Genomic DNA, 12,126 nt, shown 5'->3' on the forward strand with positions numbered 1-12,126 from the left:
AAGAGGCTGTCTCACATGAGGCAGTCTTTTTTCATTTTCATGGTTGGGTAATTTTTCTGAATTGATTATCTTTAGGTATAAGCAAATCAAGGAAAAATGGGTCGACGACAGCCTAATTTCAAGCCCTATCACCAGCAGCAGTTAATGCTGCTTCCCCCAAGTTTAGATGAATTAGTCCCCAAAGGTCACGTTGTACGTGTGGTCGATGATGTGATCAATAAGATCAATTTAGAGTCGCTCAATGCTGCCTACTACCTGACCGGCCCGGCGAGCTACCATCCCCAGATGCTGTTAAAAGTGCTTGTATTCGGCTACATGAGCAATATTTATTCAAGTAGGAAGCTGGAAGCGGCTTGTAAGGAGAGCATTTACTTTATGTATTTGAGCTCAATGAGCTTCCCTGATCATAACACCATTAACCGTTTTAGGGGCGTTCGTTTAAAGGATACGTTCAGGACGATTTTTGAGCAAGTGGTCAGCTTGCTTGCCCAGGAAGGATATCTGAGCATTGAGGAAGTATTTACCGATGGAACCAAAATTGAAGCGAACGCCAATAAATACACATTTGTCTGGAAGAAGGCGATTGCCAGCAATAAGGAGAAAATGAAAAAACAACTGGCTGAGATCTGGGCGTATGCACAGAGCGTGGCTGCCACCGAAGACAACATGCCCGAGCCGCCAGACTTGACCACAATCAATAAGGAGAAAGTCCAGGATACGGTCGATACGCTTAACCAGGTGCTCGGTAAAAAGGAGAACATCGACAAGAAAATGAAGACCAAACTGGGTTATGTGACCAAGCATTACCCGGCCAATATTGCCCGCTACGAGCAGCAGGAAGCCATTTTAGGTAGACGAAACAGTTATAGCAAGACCGATCCTGACGCTACCTTTATGAAGTTGAAGGAGGACCATATGCGCAACGGCCAGCTCAAACCTGCCTATAATGTTCAGATATCAACCTCAAATCAGTTCATCGTAAATTACTCCATCCACCCCAATACCACTGATACGAACACGCTGTCCAGTCACCTGGAACAGCATGAGAAAAGCTTTGGCGCTGCCCCCAAATCGCTGACTGCCGATGCCGGTTACGGCTCGGAGGAAAACTACACTTTATTGGAAGAAAAGAAGGTGACTGCCTTTGTGAAGTACAACCTATTTGACAAACGCCAGAACCGCGCCTTCAACAGGAAACACCCATTTGCCACCGACAAACTTTATTACAACCCGGGGCAGGACTATTATATCTGTCCGATGGGTCAGAAAATGGCTTACATAGGCGATCGGACAAGGAAAACAACCACCGGCTTTGGGCAGACCGTAAGGCTTTACAAAGCCAGAAACTGTCAAAATTGCCCATTGAACGGAGCTTGTCACAAGTCACAAGGCGATCGGGTGATTCAGATAAATGTCAATCTAGAAAGGCAAAAGCAGCAAGCTGACCAGCTGCTAACAAGTGAAGAAGGCATCCAGAAACGAAAGAAGCGATGCTATGATGTTGAACCGGTCTTTGGCAACATCAAAAACAATCACGGCTTCCGGCGATTCATGCTCCGCGGCAAGCAAAAGGTCGAAATCGAGTGGGGATTAATAGCATTAGCCCAAAATCTAAGGAAAAGAGCGGCCTAAGACAGCCGTTTTTTGCCTTCATTAACCAAATCGAGCCCAATAGCTTCTTGTCTAAGATATTACTGCCGATTCCAGATCATCAAAAATAAAATGAAAGAGGGTGCCTCGTTTTTTAATTGAGACACCCTCTATTTTTTTATCAGGAAAAATCCTTTGTCATACCCGGCCTTCACGTGGTCGATCTCCATTTCCTGTTCGCCTGCCACAAACGATTCGAACTCCATTTTGATCTCGTAGCCTTCGAAATGTGCGAGAAAGCGCTTTTCATTGAAAAACCAGGCGGGATAATGGGCTTCGTAAATCTCCGGCGGCACTACTTGCAGCGTGAGCCGGTCGGCGCGGTCGCCCTTGATGAAGGCCGTCCGGTCGACGAGGATGTATTTGAAATTGTACTTTTTAATCTCTTCCAGGAAATCGTGGGGCTTTTCGAGGTATTGCACCACGCTCGATAGCAGCAGTACATTGGCCTTTTGCGCTGCCATACTTTCTTCGATCGTGAAATGAAATTTTAATATTTCATCCTCAAAATGCGCCTGCCCGCAGCGCACGTAACTTTCCTGTTCCACAACGCTCCAATGCAGCCGCACGTTTTGCGGAACGACGTCTTTTACCTGATAATAGGTACTGCCCAATGATCCGCCGAAATCGATCACATTCAGCTCGTTGCCGCATTCGATAGCAGCATAAAGTAGCGCGGAAATGACGGAATAGGGATAGATTTTTTGATCAAACAAAACCGAATCGCGCTCGTACACCGCTTCGCCGTTCTTCACTTTCAGGAGCGCATTCTTCGTTTTTTCCAAAATAGGCTCAGCCTCGTAACCTCCGGACAGCGCGGTGAGTGCTTCCCATTTTTTGTAGTCACCAAACCAGCCGTACGGATTCTTCTTTTTGGGTTTAAAGAACGACATATTATTCTTTTAGGATTGCCCGCAAGTTAAGGCTTTATTTAGTAACTCCGGTATAATACGATCTTAGCACAGCCAACTCGATGAATATGAGCGTAGTTGTAAATTATATAACTGACAGTCAATTATTTCAAAAGATATTTTCCAACCTTGTCTCTGAAAAAATAGTCGGTAATATATTATTTTACCAACCGGGAGGATAGCCACTTTTACGATTTATCACAGATATTTGTACAAGAAGTTACCCTCTTCTACCCCTAACATACTTTAATGCAGCATTTTTGTACCCTTTTCAACTCGGGCTACCTCTCGCGGGGATTGGCGATGTACCATTCGCTGGTGCGGCAAGGGGCTGATTTTCACTTGTATATTTTCGCATTCGACGATGCCTCCGATGCATTGCTGCGCCGCCTGGAGCTGCCGCACGCGACAGTCATTTCACTGCAAGAATTCGAAACCCCCGACCTGCTGGCGGTAAAGGGTACACGTACGGCGGGGGAGTATTGCTGGACCTGCACGTCCTTCACGATCTGGCATTGCATTCACACGTTTGCTCTCGACCATTGCACTTATGTCGATGCGGACCTGCTGTTTTTTGCCAACCCGAAAGTCCTCACCGACGAAATGGGCGAAAATTCCGTGCTGATCACCGCGCACCGCTATGCCGCGGAGTACGATCAGTCGGAGAATAGCGGCATTTACTGTGTTCAGTTTGTGACATTTAAAAATACACCCGACGGCCTGGCAACGCTTGCCTGGTGGATGAATGCCTGCCTGGAATGGTGCTATGCCCGGTTCGAGGACGGCAAGTTCGGGGATCAGAAGTACCTCGACGACTGGACCGAGCGCTTCGCAGGTGTACACGTGCTGGCCCATGCGGGTGGTGGGGTTGCGCCCTGGAACTCTGTCGATTATGCTTGTGAGAATGTGAATGAGCAGGTGTTTGTGCGCAAATCAGGGGAACAGGCGGTCCCGCTCGTATTCTACCATTTTCACGATTTCCGGTACTGTGTGGATGGCAGCTTCCGTCTCACAGCCGAGCAATACCGACTTCCCGAAGGCATCGTCCGGTATGTATACGGCCCCTATATCCAAGCACTTTCCGCTGCGGAATCGCAAATCATAGCGACTGATCCGACGGCTGTTTTCCATGAGCCACCGATGGTTTTGAAATGGATAAAGGTCAGTTTGTCGCGACGTATACAGTTCCGGTTGCGGGGCCGCTATAAGAATTATACCAAAAAGAATGCATTAACCTAATCTAATCGTAAACACCCCTTGGCTCATTTAATCAACCTGAAAACCTTTACGGATACCCGCGGCAGCCTGACTGTCATCGAGCGCGTGATCCCGTTCGAAATCAAACGTATCTTTTACGTCAACGGGCCCGATCATTTCAAAAATAGCGGCAGGCGCCAGGCCATGAAGCAGGCTGTCATTTGTCTGAAAGGAAGTTGCCTCATTACCAGCCACACCGGTACCGAAGAGCAACGCTTTGTGCTGAATACGGCGGACCAATGCCTGCTGCTCGCGCCCGAAGACCGTCACGAGATGCTCGAAATCACGGACGAATCCATTCTGATGGTGCTGGCCTCAGAGCCATTCGAGCATGAGATCGTCGTGCAGGAGCCCCGGGAATACGAATTTTCGCTTACTTAACGGATTGTTAACGAGCCAGATGTAATGCATACCCCGCTGCCGAAAATTACCGTCGTGACCCCATCGTTCAACCAGGCGAAATACCTGGAAAGTACCATTCTTTCCGTGCTTGGGCAGGGCTACCCCAACCTGGAATACATGATCATCGACGGCGGCAGTACCGATGGGTCGGTAGACATTATCCAGAAGTATGAGCAGCAGCTTGCCTATTGGGTAAGCGAGCCCGATAACGGCCTGTACGACGCATTACAAAAAGGCTTCGCGCGGTCGTCGGGAGACATCATGGCCTGGCTCAATGCCGATGATATGTACCATTCGAAATCCCTGTTCACGGTTGCGGAAATGTTCGGGCGGTTTGAGCATGTGAAATGGATTATGGGCACCAACACGTTTTTCGACGAAGCGGGCCGGCCGTTCGTATACGACGACCTGCCGTACGGTCAACGCTGGTCGCGGTTACGGCTGCAATTGTACGATGGGCGGTTTATTCAGCAGGAATCCGTTTTCTGGCGGCGCACATTGTGGCAGCAGGCGGGTGGCTTTATCGATCAGAATTATGCATTAGCGGCCGATTTCGAGCTTTGGCTGCGGTTTTTCAAGTACGAGCGCTTGTATTCGACCTCATTCATGCTCGGTGGCTTCCGCTTCCGGACCGAAAACCAGAAGAGCTACAATCAGCGCGATCAATACCTTGCAGAAATGAAGCGTTTGCTCGCAAAAGAAAACAGCAATGCACCACAACTGGCACTTTGCCGCGTGATGATGTTTTTAATTAGAATAGTACCCAAAAGAAAATGGCGGAGCCGCCTGTTGGCGAAGGTGCTCGGTTTGCCTCCCAAAATTGTATTCGACAGAAATGCCGGAATGGTGATGCAGAATGTTTCTTAGCGGTTGAAAAGCCGCTCCTTCAACCTTTTGAACAAAAATCTCAGGTAAATAGCCGGGCCGAAATGTCGCAAGATCAGTCCGGCTTTTTCTTGCTCGAAGACGGCGTCTTTCTGCAACGACGATATGCCCGTATCGTTGAAAATAGCAATGTCGAAATCTCTGAAAATGAACTGGTAACGCTTGTCGCTGTGACACTGCATGTTGAACACGTGGTCGGCGGAAATGCGGTAACGGGTGTCGTACCTGCGCGTGGAAAATATCCCCGCCGGGTAGATGATCGCCTGGTGGTTGATGCCCGTCTTCGCCTGCTTGTAAGGCGCCATTTCGCCCAGGTATTTCTGGCCTGCTTTGAGGACGCTTCCGTAGTAAATCGCTTGCGTATCGGTTAACTGTTCCGCCATTCCGGAGAATGCGGAGGTTAGAATATCGTCGGCACCAATGAAGTAGATCCATTGCCCGCGCGCGTGGTCGAGGGCTTTGTTCATGGCCTCGTAAATACCGCTGTCTCGTTCGCTTTTCCAGAAAGCGATGTTGTCGGTATTTTCATAAAGGATAGCGGCGGTGCGGTCGGTGCTGCCGCCGTCCATGACAATGATCTCTAAATGAGGATATTGCTGATCGTAGATGCTGTCGAGGCACCGTTGCAAAAACTTTTCCGCATTGTATGTGACCAGGATGACGGAGATCAGTGGGTTATTCATGCATTAAAGCGCAAATTCTCTTTCGGTCAGTCGCACCGGCTCGACGTGGGCAATGTATTGATGAAGCCCCTGGCCGCAGTACACCGTCTTGTTCAACAATGCCTCCGTAAGGTATGCCTCGTTCTTGGGGCAATGGCCACGGTCGACCTCGGGGTGGTAAATGTGAAAAACGACCCCGGCAAATTTGGCGGCGCGTTTTTTGAGACCCGAATTAAGCAGCCTGACTGCAATTTCATTATCCTCGCGGCCCCAGCCGTGAAAAACTTCATTGTATCCGTTCACGCGCAGCAGGTCCTCGCGCCAGAACGCCATGTTGCAGCCGCGCAATGCGAAAATATCGTGCGTTTTGTAACGGTCGGCCATGTACCGGCTTAGCCATGCAATGCTGAACCGGTTCGTAAAGTTGCCAAGCCCCGACTGGAACGGCGTGACCTGCGACTTGCGCAGGCTGAGCATTTTTTCGGAAAGTTCGCGGTTCATCAGCACCCTGCTGCCTGCTACGAAAGTCCCCCGTTTGCTCAGTGAAAGGTGGTCTTTGATAAAATTTTTATGGAGAATGAGGTCGCCGTCGATCTGGATAATGTAGTCGCACGAACTCGTGGCAATGGCTTTATTGCGGATTTTTGACAGCTGAAAACCTTCGTCTTCCTGCCATACATGAACCAGTTTCACCGGAAACATCGGCCGCAACGCTTCGATCACCTCCGCGGTTTGCCCGGTGGAGCCATCATCGGCGATAATTACTTCATCGGGCAATACCGACTGCCCCAATACGCTGAGCAGGCAAAGCTGCAATGCTTCCGGCCAATTGTAGGTGGAAATAATCAGCGCGCTTTTAGAGAAGGTTTTCATATCCATTACGGCATCTTTTGACTTTTGTTAGCAGGGTATTTTCGATGATCTCGCGATGAAACGGCTCGTTCGACCGGGGCAGTTCTTCGTGATGAAGGTGGTATTGCACCGCGCCCAGCTTCACGATCTTCTTGATGATATTGTTATTGATGAAGCGGGCTGCCAGTTCTTCGTCTTCGTGGCCCCACCCGCTGAGTTCGTTGTTATAGCCGTTTACCCGCAGGAAATCGTCTTTCCAGTATGCCAGGTTGCTGCCGCGCACACTCCGCGATTTCATTTCCTTTCGCTGCCCGAGCGATTGCAGCACCGGCAGCCGCACGGCATTGAAGCGGTTGTAAACGCCCTTTGAAAAGATACTTACAGTCGAATCGGCATTCCGGAGCAGCTCGTCGGTTTTCGCGGGCGTAAGGCGCGCACGCGTACCGCGTATGAAGGCGCCGCGCTCGGCCGCCGCGATGTGATCCTGGATGAACGAGCTATGCAAAAGCACGTCGCCATCCACCTGGATTAGATACGAACCCGAGCATTGGCCGACCGCCTTGTTGAGAATCTGGCTTTTACGGAAACCGAGGTCCTCGTGCCAGGCATGGATGATAGGTACGGGAAACTTTTCCTGCATTTTGCGGACAAGTTCTTTGGTCCGTTCGTCGGACCCGTCGTCGGCAATAACCACCTCCGTTGGTAAAATTTTTTGCTTACTAACGCTCAAAAGGCTGCAATGCAGCGCTTCCGCCCAGTTATAAGTAGCGATAATGAGCGATGTTGTCTGTGCGGAGACCATCAATAATCTGAGTTATTTTCCTGATACACCTGGTGTCGGATATTTCAAAAGCCTTCCTGGTCTGATTGTCAACCATACTTTTCCTTTTTGAAGGGATATAGCAAGCATGAGACACACGCGGATTATCCATGGTTGTAACCGAATGATAATTCATCGGTTAAATAGATAATTGCCTATCCGAAAGAGGAAAAATACAATTCAGGCCGGGAAATGAGGAATTATTCGGGAAACCGCCAGTTACTTGTGTTACTATACGTTGGGCGGTATTTGCGCCGGACCTGCGGCGAGAGGTTATGCAGAAAACTGTTGATAGGGGACATGCTTTACGTTTGTTAGGGATTGAGCGTCTTCTCTTTTTTGGAGACGTCATAAAGATCGAAAAAGTATAATAATTAAAGCAAAGCAGTTTCTGATTTTTTCTAATTTATTTTTAATCTTCCTCTGAATGTTGATTTGGAGTGGATTAGGTAAGAATATACAGAAAAAAGCCACTCTGTGCGCTTGAATGGCGTTTTTAAGGCTAATTGCGTTAGTCTGCCAGGCTGCCGGTGGGTTATTCAAAACTCCCGACTGGGCAATCGAATGGACCCGTTAGCCAAGCAAGAAAAAGCCCCGTTTCGTTCCGGATGGATTTGCGAAAATCGTATAGTAATTAGTGGTAATCCTATACAGATCAATACACTGATACGTCGTTATTTCTTCCCGATCAATGCCCTGAGCTGGCTGCGCAGCGAATCGCGCAGTGTTCCCGCCATTTGCGCTTCGATATTATCCGTTTCGTCCGGGTCGTTCCGGTGATCATAAAGCTCGCGCGCGACGACCGAATCGGTATTGAAGCGATACCATTCGGTGTAGCGATAGCGGTCGGTGCGGAGTGAGTAGCCCATGGTTTCGATCTTGCTTTCATTTTGCAGGGCAGCGTATGGGCGGATAAACTGGCTCAATGCAAAACCTTTGAATGCAGCCTGAGGATTTTGAAGCAATGCAGACAAGCTGTGGCCTTGTACCTCCCTTCGCCGCGGCAAGCCGCAAAGCTCCGAAAGGGTAGGATACAAGTCGAGCAGCTCCACAATCGCGTCCGACTTCGCTGGCTTTGCAATGCCCGGCGTAGCGATGATGAATGGCACGCGGACTGCATTTTCAAAGTTGGTCGATTTGGCCCACTGGCCCTGCTCGCCGAGGTGAAAACCATGGTCCGACACAAGTACGATAATGGTATTCCGGCGGAGCTTCAACCGATCCAACTCAGCAAGTACCTTACCGATCTGGGCATCTGTGTAGCTCACCGCTGCGTAATATCCCTGCCACAATTGCTTCGCCAGTTGTTCCGAAATGGGTTCTTGCTGCGGAATATCCGAATAGCCGTGCAGCTCCTGCGAGTTGTGGAACGCGATGGCGGGCGCGTTTTTGGGACGTTGGTATTTTGGAAAAGGGAAATTGGTTTTATCAAACGGCTTCCAGTACTTATCAGGTGCGGTGAACGGCAAATGCGGACGCCGGAAGCCTATCGCCAGAAAAAATGGTTTCCCCGCAACCTGCCGCAATACCTCGATGGACGCCTCGGCTACCTTGCCATCGATATAGGAAGTATCGGCTGTGGTTTCGCGCTCGGTGGACGCGCCTTTTCCGCCTTTCAGATTGGCGTCGAGGATGTATTTGTGGCCTTTCCCATTGCCCGTGACATTGTACATAACCGGCCCCGACCACGAGGCACTGTCCTGATGCGATGCCGGGTCATGGAAAATCTTCCCGACCTGCGCCGTAACGTAACCATTGTTTTTGAAATGCTGCGGCAGCGTGACGGCATCCGGCATGGTCTCCCGGAATGCCCTTTTTAAGCCCCATACCTGCGTTTCGTCGGGTCGCAGGCCTGTGAGCATGGACGTACGCGAGGGGGAGCATACCGCCTGCTGGCAATAGGCGCGGCTGAATAGCGTGCCTGTACGTGCGAGCGCGTCCATGTGCGGGGTGCGTGCGAGGGCATCACCATAGCAACCCATTGCCGGCCGAAGGTCGTCCACCATGATAAAAAGCACATTCGGCTTCGGCGCCGCATTTGGCCTGCCGTGGGTATTGAGTGCTGCACCAGCCAGCGCCAGCAGTAGGAGAAATTTCACAGAATGCATTGTTGTATTGTTAACCTATCAAATTTATAGTTTTTAATATTGATAAAGACTATTCCAAAACATAAGACGGTAGGAACCTGCAATAGCCATCTTTTGCCATTCGTTACACAAGTAACCGTTATTCACTAAAATATCACTCAATGAAAGGTCTGGTAACCCTGATTATATCTTCCATTCCCCTGTTTTCGATGGCGCAATCCGCATTCACCATTCAGGGTAAAGTGAGCCAGTTGAAAAACAATGATAAAATATTTCTCATTTACCAGGTGGGCGACCGGCATGTTACCGATTCGGCCACGGTTCAAAACGGTGGGTTTCAGTTCAAAGGAAAGTTGGATTACCCGGCGCTGGCGGGCCTCTATCTTCATAAAGACCCTTATAAAACCAAACTGCAAGCAGGCGAAAAAATGGATTACCTCCGGTTTTACCTTGCGCCCGAGCAGCAGGTAATGTCGGCCAGTGATTCTTTGAAAAACGTCGTGATCGCCGGTTCTGAAATCAATCAGCTAAATAAGAAGCTCCGGACGATGCTGAAAAAGAATGAGGACGATTTTACGGCTTTGCAAAAGGAATTCGAAGCATTACCGGCCGAAAAGCAAAAGGATAAGTCGGTGTTCGACGGTTTTGTGGCGAGAGAGCGGCAGTTATTGAACGAAAGCTTTCAGGTGCACCTCGATTTCGTGAACCAGCACCCGGATTCGTACCTGAGCGTCATCAGCTTATCGCACATCGCGGCGCAGCCTGCCGTGACGGATGGTGCCGCCAAGGCTTATCAAAAGTTACCGGAAAACCTCAAAAATACGCCGATGGGTAAGGAAATACCGGTATTGCTCGCCTCGCAGAGCCTGGTGCAGGCCGGGAAACCTGCGCCGGATTTCACGCAACCGGCCGTGGACGGCAGCGAAGTGAAGCTTTCCGATTTCCGGGGTAAATATGTGCTGCTGGACTTTTGGGCAAGCTGGTGCGGGCCCTGCCGTGAGGAAAACCCAAATATCGCGGCTACATACAAGATGTACCGCGACAAGGGTTTCGAGGTACTCGGCGTGTCGCTCGATGGCCCGTCTCAAAAAGCCGCCTGGCTCAAAGCCATTGAAAAGGATCAACTGACCTGGAAGCAGGTCACCGATTTGAAAGGCTGGGACAATGCCGTCGCCAAATTGTATGGAATCCGCGGAATCCCGGCCAACTTCCTGATCGACCCTGAGGGTAAGATCGTTGCCCGGGATTTGCGGGGGAAAGATTTGCCCGAAAAATTACAAAGCATCCTGGCGGGGAAATAGTATCCCATCCGGTTTTACTCTACGGCCAATCTGACTTCCTGCTCGTTCAATGCTTCGCTTTTTGCGCCGCGTTCAATCCATTTCGTACGGATAATGAGCGTTAGCACGGCGAAAATCAGCACCGCGTAGCCCGCGCCGAGCCACACCTGGCTATCTATCTGAATGGTTTTGACGATGATGTAGCTGAATGCCGAGGTGGAAATAATGTAGCCGCCGCCTGTCAGGCCACTTGCCAGGCCACCGTATTGTGAAAATCTGGTAAGGCAATAGGCAAGCATGCCGTTGAAAATAAAGCCGGATGCCGAATGGAGCAAAACCACGTAGACCATCAGCGTGTACAGGTTATGGTACTGCAATGTGAGCAGTATGAGCGCCCCCGACACGGTCAGTTGTGCGATGGCCGCCGTGAAAAGTCGTTTGTAAAATGGCTTGGAAATGAGCGCTTTCGATAACAAACTGCCGCCCAGCATGGCCAGCCCTGAAATCATGGAGCAATTGCCGGTGACCGTCGCAGGGTAATGCATTACTTCCTCGATCAGGAACGGGCTCGACATGTTGTAGATCATCAGCACCGCGTACGACAGGCCAAGAATGAGCAAGCCCGACGTGAAATCCCAGGTGCCGAGCATCGATCGATAAGCATTGCCAATGGTTTTGAGGCGGAATGGCGCTTTGGCGGCGATGGTCTCGCCGCTGAATACGAGCTCCAATACGAGAAATGCCAGCGCGAATACGCCGAGGAAGTAAAAGTTGGACTGCCAGCCGAAATGCGTTTGCAGGTAGCCGCCCAGAAATGGCGCGATAATGGGTGCCGCCGACCAGATCACCGAGAACAGGCTGGTGTAATGTCTCAGTTTTTCGCCTTGGAAAAGATCGAAGAAAAACGAGCGCTTGCTCACCACGATCACCGCCGACATTACCCCCTGAATCGCCCGCATGACGTATATTATTTCCAGGTTTTCGGTACCGGCAATGACGAAACTGGCGACGCCGAAACCCGCCAGGGCGAAGATGTTAGGCCAGAAGCGACCGTAGCTGTCCAGCAAGCCGCCGACCAGCAGCTGGCTCACGCCGTAAGTTGCGAGAAAAATAGAAATGCACAGCTGTACGGCTTCAGGCGTAGCGTGCAGCCGTGCGCTCATGGCCGGGAGCGAGGGAATGAACACGTCGAGCGCGAAGCCGGTGATGGGGATCAAGGCCAAGGCGAGAACGGTACTTACTGCTTTATTGGATTCTTTAAGTGTTTTCATATGCTTACAATTAATGTCCCAAAGGTAGGGCTGCAAGCGGGATCACAGG

11 protein-coding genes are annotated in these 12,126 nt (G+C 50.3%); 5 read left to right on the plus strand and 6 right to left on the minus strand.

Annotated elements, in window-relative coordinates; all coding sequences use genetic code 11:
- Nucleotides 1–96 precede the first annotated feature (96 nt).
- Entirely contained in the window at nucleotides 97–1,632 is a 1,536-nt protein-coding gene (locus tag BLQ88_RS00005; RefSeq protein WP_090145524.1) for an IS1182 family transposase, read from the plus strand.
- A 128-nt stretch (nucleotides 1,633–1,760) separates the two neighbouring features.
- Here BLQ88_RS00005 and BLQ88_RS00010 read toward each other — a convergent pair whose 3' ends face one another.
- Complete coding sequence (locus BLQ88_RS00010; RefSeq protein WP_090145525.1) at nucleotides 1,761–2,543, minus strand: methyltransferase, TIGR04325 family; 783 nt, start codon at nucleotides 2,541–2,543, stop codon at nucleotides 1,761–1,763.
- 267 nt (nucleotides 2,544–2,810) lie between these two features.
- Between BLQ88_RS00010 and BLQ88_RS00015 the strand changes: the two genes are divergently transcribed.
- From BLQ88_RS00015 to BLQ88_RS00025, 3 genes are read left to right on the plus strand one after another with little or no spacing between them, the layout of a single operon-like run.
- Nucleotides 2,811–3,800: a glycosyl transferase gene (locus BLQ88_RS00015; RefSeq protein WP_090145526.1), complete on the plus strand. Its 990-nt coding sequence runs from the start codon at nucleotides 2,811–2,813 to the stop codon at nucleotides 3,798–3,800.
- An 18-nt stretch (nucleotides 3,801–3,818) separates the two neighbouring features.
- The gene (locus BLQ88_RS00020; protein ID WP_090145527.1) at nucleotides 3,819–4,199 is read left to right on the plus strand and encodes a sugar 3,4-ketoisomerase; all 381 of its coding nucleotides are present in this window, start codon (nucleotides 3,819–3,821) and stop codon (nucleotides 4,197–4,199) included.
- Between the two features lie 24 nt (nucleotides 4,200–4,223).
- Entirely contained in the window at nucleotides 4,224–5,087 is an 864-nt protein-coding gene (locus tag BLQ88_RS00025; protein WP_090145528.1) for a glycosyltransferase family 2 protein, read from the plus strand.
- Here BLQ88_RS00025 and BLQ88_RS00030 read toward each other — a convergent pair.
- The 4 genes from BLQ88_RS00030 to BLQ88_RS00045 all read right to left on the minus strand — a co-directional run bounded on the left by BLQ88_RS00030 (nucleotide 5,084) and on the right by BLQ88_RS00045 (nucleotide 9,538).
- Nucleotides 5,084–5,788, minus strand: coding sequence for a glycosyltransferase (locus tag BLQ88_RS00030; RefSeq protein WP_090145529.1), 705 nt, complete (start codon nucleotides 5,786–5,788; stop codon nucleotides 5,084–5,086). The genes BLQ88_RS00025 and BLQ88_RS00030 overlap by 4 nt on opposite strands.
- 3 nt (nucleotides 5,789–5,791) lie before the next feature.
- A complete protein-coding gene (locus BLQ88_RS00035) occupies nucleotides 5,792–6,640 on the minus strand; it encodes a glycosyltransferase family 2 protein (RefSeq protein ID WP_090146256.1) in 849 nt (282 codons plus the stop codon).
- The gene (locus BLQ88_RS00040; protein ID WP_090145530.1) at nucleotides 6,624–7,421 is read right to left on the minus strand and encodes a glycosyltransferase family 2 protein; all 798 of its coding nucleotides are present in this window, start codon (nucleotides 7,419–7,421) and stop codon (nucleotides 6,624–6,626) included. The genes BLQ88_RS00035 and BLQ88_RS00040 overlap by 17 nt, the downstream gene beginning before the upstream one ends.
- A 692-nt stretch (nucleotides 7,422–8,113) precedes the next feature.
- Nucleotides 8,114–9,538, minus strand: coding sequence for a sulfatase (locus tag BLQ88_RS00045; RefSeq protein WP_176884827.1), 1,425 nt, complete (start codon nucleotides 9,536–9,538; stop codon nucleotides 8,114–8,116).
- A 149-nt stretch (nucleotides 9,539–9,687) separates the two neighbouring features.
- Between BLQ88_RS00045 and BLQ88_RS00050 the strand changes: the two genes are divergently transcribed.
- Entirely contained in the window at nucleotides 9,688–10,827 is a 1,140-nt protein-coding gene (locus BLQ88_RS00050) for a TlpA disulfide reductase family protein (RefSeq protein WP_090145532.1), read from the plus strand.
- A gap of 14 nt (nucleotides 10,828–10,841) precedes the next feature.
- Here the strand turns inward: BLQ88_RS00050 and BLQ88_RS00055 are convergent, their stop codons facing one another.
- Complete coding sequence (locus BLQ88_RS00055) at nucleotides 10,842–12,077, minus strand: MFS transporter (protein ID WP_090145533.1); 1,236 nt, start codon at nucleotides 12,075–12,077, stop codon at nucleotides 10,842–10,844.
- Nucleotides 12,078–12,126 lie beyond the last annotated feature (49 nt).

This window comes from Dyadobacter soli, from assembly GCF_900101885.1.
Taxonomy (GTDB): Bacteria; Bacteroidota; Bacteroidia; order Cytophagales; family Spirosomataceae; genus Dyadobacter; species Dyadobacter soli.